Raw genomic sequence first — 14761 nt, 5'->3', positions numbered from 1 at the left:
AGCCGCTCAGTCGAGTGAAACGACCTTAAGAAGCGATGGCAGTTGAGCCGCGGATCTGCAGGGAGAAAGGCACCTGCACCAGCCGGCCGGCGCCGTGACCGCGCAAGACGCTGAGCAACTGCTCAGCCGCGAGCTTGCCCATCTCGCGACTAGGCTGCTGGACGGTGGTGAGCGTCGGCCACAGCTGTCGCGACAGCGGCGTATCGTCGAAGCCGCAGACCGACAGGTCGTGCGGCACCTTCAAGCCGTACTCGCCCGCCGCCCACATCACGCCGGCGGCCATGTCGTCATTGGCAGCGAACACCGCCGTCGGTCGCTCGGCCAGTGAAAACAGCTTCCGCGCCGCCTCCACGCCAGAGCCGAAAGTAAAAGCGCCCTGCACTACCAGCGCCGGATTCTCGGGTAGACCGGCGGCGGCCATCGCCTCGCGATAGCCCGCCAGTCGCCAGCGGCTGGCGCCGTGGTCGGCGATGCCGATCACGTGAGCGATCCGTCGGTGACCCAGTGCCAGCAGATGCTCCATGATCGCCCGCGCAGCCCGCTGCTCGTCCATCGTCACGCCTATGGTCTTGCCGCGACGCAGTGGCGACACGCTGGCGTATGGCACATCGCGCTCACGCAGGCGTTTCAGCAGCGGCGCATAGTCGGTGATCGGTGGCGTCAGGACGACGCCGTCAGGGTGGTGATCGGAAATCAGCACATCGAGACGACGAATGAAATCACCGTCACGCATGCGCAGCGGCCGTACCATCATGCTATAGCGATGCGCATCGCAGGCCTCGAGCACACCATCCTGGATTTCGGCCAGATAGGTCGAGGCCGGGTTGTCGTTGTTGTCGTACAACATCGCTACCAGGAAGGATCGATTGCCCGCCAGGCTGCGTGCCGACGGATGCGGGCGATAATCCATCGCCTCCATGGCAGCGCGCACGCGCAAACGCGTGGCGTCGGTCACGTTGGCCTCGTCATTGAGCACGCGCGACACCGTCTTTGGCGATACGCCCGCTGCGCGCGCCACATCTTCGAGGCGTACCCGCATGGATTCTCCACTGTCATCACACTGTCGATTGACTATGCCGCCAGAGCCCTCTGATTTACAAGGACGATCGGCGTTACAAGAACGATCGGCGTTGCGATGAATACTTATGTAGGCGCTGGCTGCTGCAGTGCGCCCCCGCGTAACATGCAGGGCCGCCCCGGGCAACAAGATGTGTCGATGCTGCGGTCGCAGCATGCAGGGCGCGCTACGCCATGACATAACCGTTGCTGGAGGGAAGCACCCATGACCCCGTTCAACCACAGCGCCGCCCCCACGCTGTGCGCGTGTTGAGCATGCCGCCAGCAAACGCAGCCGCGCGACACGGCATCGACTACAACAAAGGGTAGACACCGATGACACAGAAATCCGCACTGTCGTTCTGGCAGATATGGAACATGTGCTTCGGCTTTCTCGGCCTCCACTTCGGCTTTGCATTGCAAAACGCGAACGTCAGCCGGATCTTCCAGACGCTGGGTGCGAACGTAAATGATATCTCCGCGCTATGGATTGCCGCGCCGCTGACGGGGTTGATCGTGCAACCGATCATCGGCCACTACTCCGACCGCACCTGGAACCGCCTGGGTCGACGCCGACCGTATTTTCTGGCGGGAGCGGTGTTCGCGTCACTGGCACTCATGTGGATGCCGAACGCACCGGCGTTATGGGTGGCTGCCGGCCTGCTATGGATCCTGGATGCGTCGATCAACGTGTCGATGGAACCGTTTCGCGCATTGGTCGGCGATCAACTGCCCACGCAACAACGACCCGCCGGTTATGCGATGCAGAGTTTCTTCATCGGTGCCGGCGCGGTGATCGCCTCGATGCTGCCGTGGATCCTGGCGCGGCGCGGCGTGACCAACCTGGCGACCCATGGAGGCATCCCCGATACGGTGAAGTACGCGTTCTATGGTGGCGGCGCAGTCCTGCTATGCGCGGTGCTTTGGACCATCGTGACCACGCGCGAATACCCGCCTGCGCAGCTGCAATCGTTCACCGACAACGTGGCGGATGGGGCGGCGGTGGAAGTATCGCGTGCGTGGCGACCGGGCTTGCTACTGCTGCTGATCGGTATGGCGGTACTGTCCGCGATCAGGCATTTCGCGCTGGAAAAAGAGATTTACCTGTTGGCCGGCGGCCTGATCGCGTTCGGTCTGCTGCTGACATGGCTGAGTCGCACCCGCAGCCACGGCATGCTACGCAACGTGATGGGTGACCTCTATGGCATGCCTATCTCGATGCGGCGCCTGGCCGGAGTACAACTGTTCTCCTGGTTCGCGCTGTTCGCGATGTGGATCTACACGACCGCAGGGGTGACGCAGACGATTTACGCCACCGTAGATACCGGCTCGTCCGCCTATAACGATGGCGCCAACTGGGTCGGCGTGTTGTTCGCGGCGTACAACGGGTTTGGTGCGCTGGCCGCGGTGGTTATCCCGCTGATGGTGCGCCGGTGGGGTTTGCGTATCAGCCACGTCATGAACCTGTGCCTTGGCGGAGCCGGCCTGCTGTCGTTCCTGTACATTCGCGACCCGCGCTGGCTGCTCGCCTCGATGGTTGGTGTCGGCTTTGCCTGGGCCTCGATTCTGTCACTGCCTTATGCGCTGCTTTCGGACAACCTGCCCACGGCGAAGATGGGTGTCTACATGGGCATCTTCAATTTCTTTATCGTGATCCCGCAATTGCTTGCCGCCAGCGTACTCGGTCTACTGTTGCGGCTGTTTTTTCACAACCAGCCCATTTGGGCATTAGGCCTCGGTGGCGCCAGCCTGCTCGCAGCAGGCCTTTGCACCCTGCGCGTATCCGAGCCCGAAGGCGCCTAACCAGACACGCCTACATCGCTCAGATACCCATGGGTGCAGCAGATACAGAGTAAGCACGCTTTCGCATCCAGACTCATGGGGCGTGGATTGACCAGCGCAACTTAGGATTGCGTCATCATTCGGCGCGATGGATCGCTTTGAAAGCTAGCGGCCGGGTCGGCATCGTCCCATTCGCCATGCAGTGAAAATGGTGCAAATCTCGTTACGTGCTCTACACCACGCATGCCACGTGACGATCGTCACAACGTCGTCGCAGCGTCGTTTTTCGCAATCGCGAATGACGTTCTTCGCAATGCCACACGTCGCGCAATGCACATAGAGTTCCGCTTCGCGATCGCGTGCGGTGTCTCACCATGCTCCCCGATGTCGTTGGTTCGTCACCGCGCGGACCGGGGAATGAAATGAGGCGCCACATAACGTACTGCCGCTTTCGCAAAACACGTGGCGACATATCTCGCTGCATTCAAAACGGCGCAATGGTTCGCCTGCATGCGCCCCGCCCTGACGGACCAGCGGCGACGGAATACCGCGGCGGACCGATATCAATTTGGAGGGGATCATGCAGAAATTCATGTCGCGGGCTGTGGCCCGCGCTCTTGCCTGTGGCGCGCTCGCGCTGTCATCGATGGCAGCGTTCGCACAGACGTCGGCGCCGGCTTACACCTGGAGCAATGTGCGCATCTTGGCGGGCGGCTACGTCGACGGCATCATCGCGCATCCCAAGCAACCAGGGCTGTTCTACGCGCGCACCGACGTCGGTGGTGCCTATCGTTACAACTCGCTAACCTCGACCTGGGTGCAGCTCAACGACGGCACGCCGCCGGAGAACTCGCAATGGATGGGTATCAATAGCATCGCCATCGATCCGTCCAATCCGAAGATGCTTTATCTGGCGACAGGTTTGTATACGTCATCCTGGGGTGCCAATGGGGCGATGCTCGTGTCTTCTGACCAAGGTGCGCACTTCACGGCACACCCCCTTAGTTTCCGCATCGGCGGCAACGAGGACGGGCGCAATGTCGGCGAGCGCCTGCAGGTGGATCCGAACAAGGGGTCGATCCTGTTCTATGGAACCTCCAACGAGAATAATCAGGCGAGCAGCAACGGCTTATGGACGAGTACGAACAGCGGCAGCACCTGGTCGAAGGTGAGCGGGTTTACTGCCCTATCGAACGATGGCACCGGAGCGGGCGTGGCGTTCCTCGCCTTCTACAAGCCCTCTGGCAAAAGCGGCTCGCCAACCAGGATGCTGTTTGCCGGCGTATCCACCGGCACGGCCGCCGCGACGCTCTACAAGAGCGCCGACGGTGGTGCGACCTGGGCGCCGATAGCCGGTGGCCCGGTCGGTCTCATGCCGCAACGTGGCCTGATCGGCCCGGACGGCAATCTGTACATCACGTATGGCAACGCTATCGGCCCCAATGGCATGTCCGCGGGACAGGTCTGGAAGTACAGCATCGGTCAGGGCGCCTGGCAGAACATCACGCCGACCGATCCCTATAACTATCCGTCCGGCTTCAGCGGTCTGGCGGTGGACCCGGCCAGGCCCAGCACACTCGTGGTGATGACGATGGATCACTGGTGGCCGGACGACACGATGTACCGCAGCACGGATGGCGGTTCGACCTGGAAGGACGTAGGCAGCAACGCGCTGCGCGACTCGAGTCTGTCGCCGTGGATCGTGCCGTCAGGCAAGGCGCAGGCACCGTTTGGCAATTGGGGCGAAGTGGTCATCGATCCATTCAATTCTGCACATGCCATGTATGGCTTTGGTGGCGGCGTCTGGAGCAGCTCCGACCTCACCGCGGCGGATGCCGGCAAGCCCACCCATTGGAGCGTCGGCGCCAGTGGCATCGAGGAAACGGCGGTGCTGGGGCTGCTCTCGCCCACGGCCGGCGCGCCCTTGGTCAGTGCGCTGGGCGATGTCTGCGGTTTCGTGCATAACGATCTCAACACCGCTCCCGCCACCCAGGTCACCAACCCTCTCTGCGGCAACGGCACAGGCCTGGATTTCGCTAAGAACGCGCCATTGACGCTTGTGCGCGTGGGTAGCGGTGGCAACTCCAGCAACAGCGTGTACGGCGCGTGGTCAACCGATGGCGGCAAGACCTGGACACCGTTCGCTGATCAGGCAGGTTCCGCCAAGGGCAACGGCACAGTGGCGATCTCCGCCGACGCCGGCACCATCGTATGGTCACCATCGGACGTGGCGCCGGTGGCCTCTACCGATCACGGCAGCACCTGGCATACCCTGGCCTATCCTTCCGCCAACGGCACGACCCGTCTGCCGGTCGGCGCACAAGTGTTGTCAGACGGCATCAACGGCAATTTGTTCTACGCATGGAATCAAACGACGGGCGCGTTCTTCAGCAGCTCCGACAAGGGTACAAGTTGGTACGCCTCGACCACCTCGGGCTTGCCCGTGGTGCCGTCGTGGCAGACCAGCCAAGCCGTTACCGTTACCGGCGTGCAGGGCGATATCTGGCTCGCCACGCAATCCGGCCTGTATCGCAGCCAGAGCTCCGGCTGGAACTGGAGCCATGTGGATGCATCCACGGTCAGCGCCGCTACTTCGATCGGCTTCGGCAAGGCGGCGGTCGGCAAGTACTACCCGACCATCTATCTCGCCGGCACGGTGAACGGCGTCAGCGGTCTGTTCCGCTCTACGGATGTCGGTGCGACCTGGGTACAGATCAACGATGCGCTGCACCAGTGGGGTGGCGTGTCGCGCGTGGTCGGCGACCCGCGGACGTTCGGCACGGTGTATCTGGGAACCAGTGGCGCACGCGGAGTCATCTACGGAACATCCAGCAACTGACGCCTCGGCGCGTCACGCGACAACGCCTCGCTTCTTTCCACACGGAAAGGAGCGAGGTTCCAAGGGAGCAAAGCCCACGCGGAGCAAGTCAGTCCAGCCCACCCATAGGCCAAGTACCGGTCATTCCGAGCTACGACGCGTGATTTGTGTAACGGATCACGCTCAGCACACCACCACTGAAATCCTGGTTCGCGGTGCCGTCCGTACACTCGAAGCGATATGATTTACCCATGACTCGCCCCGTAAGAACATTCCATGCAGGCGGTGAGCCGGCCGATAACGATCGGATCTCACTAGACTGGGAAGACCTCCGTTACTTCATGGCGTTCGCGCCAGACGAATCGCTTTCTGCAGCAGCACGTCGACTGAATGTGGATCACGCCACCGTAGCGCGACGGATCGAATCGCTGGAACGGAGCCTGCGCTTGAAGCTCGTGGATCGCCGGCCACGGTCCTATGTACTGACCGATGATGGCCGGCGGATCGCGGCGGCGGGCGAGCGCATGCAGGACGAGGCATTCCAAGTTCTGCGACTTGCCGCAGGTAGCCAGCCAGGCGTGACCGGCGAGGTGATCGTTTCGGCGCCACCGGCCCTGGCCGGCGCTCTGATCGCGCCGCGCCTGGGCGAGTTGCGCGAACGCCATGACGGGCTCAGCTTGCAGTTGATTGCCGCGACCACCACCGCATCGTTGAGCCGCCGCGAAGCGGATATCGCGGTGCGGTTGCGGCGACCCGACGAGCCGGAGTTGGTGGCACGCAAGGTCGCCACTATTCCCTTCGCACTGTATGCGGCGGCGGACTACGCGGCCCATGTGGCAACCTCATCGCTGGACTTCATTGCCTACGACGCCAGCATGGAGGACTCGCCACAGCAGGCTTGGCTGCGCATGCAGGCCGCTGGGCGACCGATCGTGTTCAGCAGCAACGACCTGATGATTCAGGCGGTCGCGGCCCAGGGCGGCGTGGGTGTCGCGGCCCTGCCGCATTTCCTCGGGACACAGTTTGGCCTCGTTACCGTCCCCATGAAGGGCGCGCCGCTTGAGCGTGACGTCTGGCTGGCGGTGCATCGTGATGTGCGCAACCTGCCGCGCATCCGTGCGGTGATGACGTTCCTGGCGGAGTGCCTGGGACAGGCTTGAGCCACCGGGAGGTCTACCGGGCGCTTGTGCATTTTTGCAGGATCAGTCGGCGCCTATACGGAATTCCCGGCATCGCAGGCGCTACCTAGCATGTAGGCACACCTCACTAAGGAGTGCCTCATGAAGAACTTCAAGATGCGTATCGGCGAACACTGGTCCGATGCCAAAAGCGGCCAGCGCTTCGAAAGCCTCAATCCCTACACCGGCAAGCACTGGGCCTCGCTCCCCCGCGGTGGCGCGGAGGATGTCGATGCGGCAGTGCGAGCGGCTCACCACGCGTTCAAGCATGGCCCATGGTCGCAGATGACGGCTACCCAGCGTGGCCTGCTATTGCACAAGGTGGGCGATGCCATCGCCGCCCATGCCGAGGAATTGGCCGACCTAGAGGTTCGGGACAACGGCAAGCTCAAGGCCGAGATGCTTAAGCAGATGCGTTATCTGCCGCACTGGTTCTATTACTACGGCGGTCTGGCAGACAAGATCCAGGGCGACGTCACGCCGTTCGACAAACCAGGCATCTTTCACTACACCACCTTCGAGCCCCTGGGCGTGGTGGCCACCATCGCGCCATGGAACTCGCCGCTGCTGCTGGCGGTGTGGAAGATCGCGCCGGCGCTGGCCGCGGGCAACACCGTGGTGGTGAAGCCTTCGGAGTTTTCATCGGCTTCGACCGTGTTGTTTGCTCAGTTGTGCGAAGAGGCTGGACTGCCGCCTGGCGTAGTCAACGTGGTCACCGGCTTCGGCCCGGAGGTCGGCGAGCCGCTGGTCAAGCATCCCTTGGTCGCACGTATTGCCTTCACCGGCAGCGAAAGCGGCGGACGCCGCGTCTACGAAAATGCCGCCGCTGACTTCAAGCGCGTCTCGCTGGAGCTAGGCGGCAAGTCGGCCAACATCGTGTTCGAGGATGCCGACCTGGACGATGCGCTCAAGGGCGTGGTTACCGGCATCTTCTCAGCCACGGGCCAGAGCTGCATGGCCGGCTCACGCTTGTTGGTGCATGCCAGCATCCATGATGCGTTCGTCGAACGGCTGGTGACCTTCATGCAGGACGTGAAGCTGGGCGATCCGCTGGAGGCGACCACCCAGATGGGCCCGGTCTCGACGCAGCCACAGCTGGAGAAGACCCTGCAGTACATCCAGATCGCCAAGGATGAGGGCGCCCGGTGCGTGCTGGGCGGCCAGCGTTCCAAGCGACCCGGCACCGAGCATGGCTTGTTTGTCGAGCCGACCATCTTCGTCGACGTCAACAACGACATGCGCATAGCCCGGGAAGAAGTCTTTGGCCCGGTGCTGGCGGTGATCAAGTTCGATACCGACGAGGAAGCCATTGCCATCGCGAACGACAGCCCCTACGGCCTGGCGGCAGGTGTATGGACACGCGATCTGAAGCGCGCCCTCGAAGTACCCAAGCGCCTGGAGGCCGGCAGCGTATGGGTCAATGCCTATCGCCTGGTCAGCTATCTGGCGCCGTTCGGCGGTTTCAAGTCCTCCGGCATCGGCCGAGAGAACGGTATCCGAGCGGTCTATGAGTACCTCGAATCGAAGAGCGTATTCATCAATCCCACCCCCGGCGTCGAGAACCCGTTCGTCCTGGGCTGAGCTGCCAGGCGGAGTTGATGCCGCCTTGTCCACGGGCATTTGATCTTTTACTCGCTCAATGGAGTCGTCATGCGCACCCAATCCATGCTGGTCAACGCCACCGTGCTCGGCCTGGCGCAAATCCTGGTCTGGGGAGGGTCGTTCTTTCTGATGGCCGTGCTGGCCGATCCCGTCGTGCGTGATACCGGCTGGCCACGGCAATGGGTCTATGGATCGCTATCTCTTGGCATTCTGATCTCGGGACTGCTGTCGCCACGTGTCGGCCAGCTCATTGCGCGTCATGGCGGCCGCCGGCTGCTCGCTGGGAGTGGTTGGGTCATCGCTGTAGGCCTGGTGATGCTGGGCGCGGCAACGTCCCTGCCGATCTTCATGCTGGCGTGGACAATCATCGGTGTAGGCATGGCCGCCGGCCTGTATGACTCATTGTTTGCCACGCTGGCGGCGTTACATGGCGAAGCCGCACGGCGCGCCATTTCACAAGTGACGCTGATCTCAGGCTTCTGCACCACGCTGACCTGGCCGGTCATCGGCTGGCTGATCGAACACGTCGGTTGGCGCCACGCCTGCTGGGGCTACGCGGCACTGCTCGCAGTGCTGGTATGGCCGATGTACTTCATGGTGCTGCCCCCCGATGGCCAGGGCACCGCTTTAACTGAGCATGCCGATGCAGCTGCCCAAGCGCCCCCGTATGGCATGGCGTTCACGCTGCTGACCATGGGGTTCACCCTGTCCTCCGTCATCATGACCGCGATCTCCGTGCAGCTGATTGCGTTGATGCAGGCCAAGGGGCTGTCCCTGACGGCAGCCATCGGCCTGGGAGCCTTGATCGGGCCCAGCCAGGTCGGTGCGCGCGCCATCGACGCCTTGGCCAGTCGCCTGCATCCGTTGTGGAGTGCTCTAGGCTCTACGCTGCTGGTGGCTGTCGGCCTGCTGCTGTTGCTTGCACCGGCCGCGGCGTCGCTGGGCATCGTGCTTTATGGTGCAGGCAGCGGCATACGCTCCATCGTGCGCGGAACCTTGCCGCTGGCGTTGTTCGGCAAACGCCACTATGCGGTCGTGCTGGGGCGCATCGCCCGGCCGGTACTGATCGCGCAGGCACTGACGCCTCTGCTGGGCGGTTACCTTATGCAGCAGCAAGGCGCAACGTTCACGCTGGTCGCCCTATGTCTTCTGGCTTTGCTCAACATGGCGCTGGTCTTGGCGCTATTTCCTTACCGACGCGGCAGCACGCCGGTGAGTGCCGAGGGTGAGCAACCATCAGCTTGAAGCCGCCCGAGATCACGCGCTGGCCATCGACCTGCCACTCGATTCCACCGTACGCGCTTCGGCAAATCGCTGCGTTGCCTGTTGCTTGATGGAGAGATCTCGCCAGGGGACTAGAACGGCGCCGGTGGAAGTGGGCGCCCCATAGAGATTTGGAGTGCAGCACGAGCCCAGGTGTCGCTACGCCGCTAAGGACGGCGTACCGGCTAATGCCTGGGTACCATCGGCATGCAGCATCGCTTGCATGCCAAGCGCCGCGTACATACAACGCTTCCAATAGCTGTTCGGAAACGACTGGCGAAGCGTCTGGTCGACAATAGAAAAGCAATGGGTAATGGAGTCGTTTCGGGGCATGAGAAGTAGTCAGTTAGATTGACATGACGATTGCCGCGACCGGCCTATTTAATGCGACGGAGCAGTTCGCCATTGATTTTTGATTTGATTGGCAGTTTTGCCCGGCTTACCTTCGCCGCTTGGCCCCACCTTTGGGGTCCGCTAAATATGGGATGGATTACCCCAAAGCCCATCAACACAGCCCCGCATTGATGTTTAACAGGCAGATCCACGTTGGCGCTCGTTGACGCCACCGTCACGCGTTAGATATTAAATATCGAATGAAATGTTCGAGCTAATAGACATAAAGCTTGATGTCCCGATGCCTTTGCATGACAAGCAAGGCGTAATTACATTGGAGCATGTCATGAAAACCCCCAGCAACAGGCTCATCACCACGCTAATGATTCTGTTAACCACGGCATATGTTGATGTTGCACATGCGTCCAAGACGTATACCGTTGTTTTTGAGAATCTGTCGTTACAAGAAGCAACCATAGTTAAAAAGACATCTAATTGCATGATTAATGACGGCCCGGCCTCTGTTACGCTGGAGCCTCGCATAACAAGCCAAGAATATACCATCGAAGATAAGGACACTTTCGGAGGAAGTTGCTGGTCAGCCGACAAAACAGTCACCTGGGGTTTTAGTGACCCATCCAATGGCGGATCATTTTATTTTGATCATGAAAAGTCTGGAAGCTGGAGGACTGGTTTTTGGCCAGAGCAGAGTGGCTCGATGAGCGAAACGGTATGGTGCGGCACGAAAAGTAACCCGAAGGCGGCCCAGTGTTTTGGAAGATGGGTAAGCGGAGATTTTGATTATTTTACCATTTCATTCACCGCTGCCGATCCGAGCGCCACAGAGATGAGGTTTGAACAGAGTGGTGACGCTGATCCCATATATTATTCAACTCAAAAAGTAATATGCATGAATAAATCTGGCATCGCCAGCGACACCTTCACAGACAAGATCGAATTTCCCATAGAGAATTGCGCGCCTGTTGAAGGTAACGAATCGAAAATCGAATGGAAAATGCAAGCAGGAGGCCAGGGCGGACCTGGTATTTCAGTCGCTTACTACAGTAAATATGCTGGCGGTGTGTGGCATACACAAATCAGACAAGGCTCCGGCGATTCAGGAGCGCCCTCTGTGATGGATGTATCTTGCGACGGAAAAAAATGTTTGGCCCCCGATTATTATTCAGGTGGCACTCCCAAAAAAATGACCGTCTTTTTTGGAGCGCCATTGCCACGTCACTAGCATATTTTTAAAAAAAGCTCGGTTTCCTGCATGGTTGCAGCCGATACGTGTGCAAGCACTCAAAGCGATTCGCGAACAACGGGATGCAGCCAGTGTGCCGATGCGATGGGCCATGTACTTTTCTAGCTGCGTGCGTTTGTTCTGCAGCCCCTTAGGTCCAGCGAAGCAACCGCTCATTGAATAGCTCATCACACACGCGGAACCCTCCGGCCCCGGACGCGTGAGGTCAGGCGGATCGACGCCGTTCGGTGCCGCTGCGTACAGCTCAAGCCAGGCTCGGCGCCCCCGGCTTCTGCGCCAGGAAGTCGGGGGCCACAGCCCTTTCCCGCGGCAACGGCCATCTTTAACGGGTAGCCTAAGGCCCCTGCCCCGCTTTGCGTCTGGGCATGCGGTTGATGAGGCGGCTGATGGCGCCACCGCCGAATCGTTTATCCAGTCATATACCTACGACGTATGGGTGCTGGACCGGCTCCTGCCCGATGGCGATGCACTGCTTCGCCTGAAGAGCTGGCGAGACCGCGGAGTGACCACGCCGGCTCTATTCCTCACCGCCTTCGATCGCGTGGCTGATCGGCTGAGTGGCTTCGAGGTTGGGGCCGATGACTATCTGGTCAAACCGTTCGACATGGAAGAGTTGCTTGCCCGGCTTGTCGCGATAGCGCGTCGCGGATCCGTCATCAGGCCCAGCATTATTCGTATTGCCGACCTTGAGGTCGATGTCGGGCGTCGTGAAGTTCGGCGCGCCGGCATTGCCCTGCCTCTGCGCAACAAGGAGTTTGTCGCCCTGCAGTTGTTGGCCGAGCGTGCGGGAAAGGTCGTGTCGCGCGGCGAACTGATCGCCGGGTGCTGGGGTGAGGACAATCTGCCGGCGTCCAATGCCGAAGAAGTGATCATTGCGTCGTTGCGCAGAAAACTGGGCGGGCCGGCACTGCTTCACACGGTGCGCGGCGCGGGATACCTGCTTGAGGCACCCGATGGCAAAGCGTCGTCATAACACCGTCTACCAGCGCCTGTATCTGAAGCTCACCGTGAGTTGGGCTGTCGCGTGGATTGTGGGCATCGCGTGCCTGGGCGCGTTGGCCATAAGCATGAATGCTCGGCTGGGGCGCATCGGACTCGAAGACATGTTGCGGCTGCGGGCGACGGCGGTTTATGGGCTGAGCTGGTTCGATGCACAAGGCCGCTTCCACGACGAACTGCTGCACAAAGAGCCTGACCTACTCACTGGCGGCGTCGATATCTGGGTTATCTCGCAACGATCGCCTGATCCCATCCTGCTAAGGCCCGAACAGGCCATCTTCAACATCCACTCGCCCGCCGAACTGGCCAATGCCAATGCAGGCAGCGAGGACGGCGCGATCCGCGAGGGGCGCGACAGCTTGGGCGCCTCTTATTTGTCGCTGAGCAAAACCACCTACGACGCCGCCGATCGCGTTGCAGCAAGAATCCTCGTCCTGGGCGATCCCAGCGCGATCGATGCCGCACATGCCGTGTTTACGCGCGATCTCCTGCTTGCAGTGACCGCGCTTGCCCTGCTCGGCCTCGCGGTAGGCACCCTGCTGGCGCGCCAGGCCCTGCGCCCTGTGGCGGAAACCATGGATATCCGTGAGCGCTTGATCGCGGCGGCGGCCCACGAGCTTCGTGCACCGGTGGCCAACCTGCTCGCCATCTGCGATTCGGTGGGCTACGGCGATATCCCGCTGGAGGAAGGTTTTACGCAGATTCGCCATGTGGCGCGAACCAGTGCGACGTTAATCGACAAACTGCTACTGCTAGCGCAGCTCGACTCGTCGGCCGCCGGGGTCATGAAGGAAAAAGTCCGCCTTGACCTGATCGTAGAGGCGGCGCTGCCGGAGGGGCATGCCATCAGCACGGACATGGAGCAGTCCGTAGTCGTTGCGGACCGGCGCCTGCTGCAAATCGCCGTGCGCAATCTGATCGAGAACGCATTGACCCATGGATCAGTTGGCCAGTGCGCGCGAGGCTTTTCGCAAGGCACCAGGAAGCCCGGGTTATGGTCTTGGCTTATCCATCGTGCAGCACATTGCCGAACTTCATGGCGGCCAGCTGATTCTCGAGAACCTCGCGCCGCACGGCGCCAGGGTGCGCCTGCAGATCAGCTAAAGGCTGGGCTGAAAGCCCCCAGCAAACATTCACTGTTCGTCTTGCCTGCCCTTCCCATGAAGAGCGCTGGATGCAGGGCGGGCCAGGCATGGGTAACGCCACATGAGGTGGCACGCTGCGCGGGAAAGCAAGGCCGGGATGTCAGCTCGATATCAGGTTGGCCGCGTAAGGTGCCAGCCGAACCCTTCACGCGCCCGGCGCGCACCCCGAGGTCACGCCATGTCACATCGCGATACGAAACGCCTTGCCACCCGTCGCCCGGCTTTGCTTCTGGCCGCCGTTGCACTGCTCAGCACCGCCTGTGCCGCTGCCCAAACCACGATGCCGCACGAAAATGTCCGCCATGAAGGCACCTGGCTGCAGTGGCCGCACGCCTATACCTATGGGGCCACCTACAGGGACCGCATCGAATCGACCTGGATCGACATGACGCGCTCCCTGGTGAGCGGCGAAATGGTCCACATTGTCGCCTACAGCGCCAGCGAGCAGGAGCGTATTCAAAATCTGCTGGCTGAAGCCGACATCCCGCTCGCCAACGTGACCTTCGTGGTTCAGCCCACGGACGACGTGTGGGTTCGCGACAACGGCCCGGTTTTCGTCTATGGCCCTGACCATGCCATGGCTATTCAAAGCTGGGGCTTCAATGGCTGGGGCGGAAAACAGCCGTATCAATTGAGCGCAGACGTCCCCGCTGTAGTCGCACGAGAGCTCAATATGTCAAAGCTCGACCTCAGCAACTATGTGGTTGAAGGCGGGGCTGTAGAAACCGATGGGCGCGGCACTTTTCTGGCCACGCGCAGTTCTATCCTCAACCCCAACCGCAATCCGGATGTAACCGAAGATCAGATGAATGCGGTGCTTGCCGCCAACCTGGGTGTTTCAAACTTCATCTGGCTGGACGGTGTTCGGAAGGCCGACATCACGGATATGCATATCGACGGCTTTGCGCGATTTGCGACCAGCGACACCATTGCCACGATGAGTCCGGCCGACCTCGATGAATGGGGCCTTTCCTCCACCGACATCCAGCGACTTTACGCCGCCAAAGATGCCCATGGTGTGCCGTACAAATTCGTTCAATTGCCGCCCACGCAAAACAACGTAGTGACAAGCTACGGCAAGGACCTCGGATACAAGGGCTCGTACGTCAACTTCTATGTCGGCAACTCGGTCGTACTGATGCCAACCTATAACGACGCAAACGACGCCGTCGCCAAAGCGACGCTTCAGCGGGTTTTCCCGGATCGCGTGGTAGTTGGCATCGATGTGCGAAATCTCTACGCCAATGGCGGCATGATCCATTGCGTCACTCAGCAGCAGCCAGCGGGCAGCTTCTGACCGGGCTTAGTGTTTCGGTTGTGC

Annotated in this window: 10 protein-coding genes; 9 read left to right on the top strand and 1 reads right to left on the bottom strand. The window is 61.0% G+C overall.

What is annotated here, in order from left to right; translation table 11 throughout:
• Positions 1-25 precede the first annotated feature (25 nt).
• Positions 26-1039 carry a LacI family DNA-binding transcriptional regulator gene (locus OUZ52_RS04170; RefSeq protein ID WP_266157058.1) on the bottom strand — a complete coding sequence of 338 codons (1014 nt, stop codon included), beginning with the start codon at positions 1037-1039 and terminating at the stop codon, positions 26-28.
• Positions 1040-1392: 353 nt separating this feature from the next.
• Here OUZ52_RS04170 and OUZ52_RS04165 point away from each other — a divergent pair, with 353 nt between their 5' ends.
• The 9 genes from OUZ52_RS04165 to OUZ52_RS04125 all read left to right on the top strand — a co-directional run bounded on the left by OUZ52_RS04165 (position 1393) and on the right by OUZ52_RS04125 (position 14737).
• Entirely contained in the window at positions 1393-2859 is a 1467-nt protein-coding gene (locus OUZ52_RS04165; protein ID WP_266157057.1) for an MFS transporter, read from the top strand.
• 559 nt (positions 2860-3418) lie between these two features.
• On the top strand, positions 3419-5677 hold the full coding sequence (locus OUZ52_RS04160; RefSeq protein WP_266157056.1) for a hypothetical protein: 2259 nt from the start codon (positions 3419-3421) through the stop codon (positions 5675-5677).
• A 230-nt stretch (positions 5678-5907) separates the two neighbouring features.
• Positions 5908-6816, top strand: a complete 909-nt coding sequence (locus tag OUZ52_RS04155; protein WP_266157055.1) for a LysR family transcriptional regulator — start codon at positions 5908-5910, stop codon at positions 6814-6816.
• Positions 6817-6936: 120 nt separating this feature from the next.
• Positions 6937-8415 (top strand): aldehyde dehydrogenase, encoded by a 1479-nt coding sequence (locus OUZ52_RS04150; protein WP_266157054.1) that lies wholly within the window; start codon positions 6937-6939, stop codon positions 8413-8415.
• A 69-nt stretch (positions 8416-8484) separates the two neighbouring features.
• Positions 8485-9681: an MFS transporter gene (locus OUZ52_RS04145; protein ID WP_266157053.1), complete on the top strand. Its 1197-nt coding sequence runs from the start codon at positions 8485-8487 to the stop codon at positions 9679-9681.
• A 697-nt stretch (positions 9682-10378) separates the two neighbouring features.
• Positions 10379-11275 carry a hypothetical protein gene (locus OUZ52_RS04140; protein ID WP_266157052.1) on the top strand — a complete coding sequence of 299 codons (897 nt, stop codon included), beginning with the start codon at positions 10379-10381 and terminating at the stop codon, positions 11273-11275.
• Between the two features lie 220 nt (positions 11276-11495).
• Complete coding sequence (locus tag OUZ52_RS04135; protein ID WP_266157051.1) at positions 11496-12269, top strand: winged helix-turn-helix domain-containing protein; 774 nt, start codon at positions 11496-11498, stop codon at positions 12267-12269.
• Entirely contained in the window at positions 12250-13746 is a 1497-nt protein-coding gene (locus OUZ52_RS04130; protein ID WP_266157050.1) for a sensor histidine kinase, read from the top strand. Before OUZ52_RS04135 ends, OUZ52_RS04130 begins: the two co-directional genes overlap by 20 nt.
• Positions 13721-14737, top strand: a complete 1017-nt coding sequence (locus OUZ52_RS04125; RefSeq protein ID WP_266157049.1) for an agmatine deiminase family protein — start codon at positions 13721-13723, stop codon at positions 14735-14737. Before OUZ52_RS04130 ends, OUZ52_RS04125 begins: the two co-directional genes overlap by 26 nt.
• Positions 14738-14761 lie beyond the last annotated feature (24 nt).

Source organism: Dyella silvatica (genome assembly GCF_026283955.1).
Classification (GTDB): Bacteria; Pseudomonadota; Gammaproteobacteria; order Xanthomonadales; family Rhodanobacteraceae; genus Dyella_C; species Dyella_C silvatica.
Note: the sequence above shows the minus strand (reverse complement) of the source record. Positions and strands in the feature narration are given on the sequence as shown.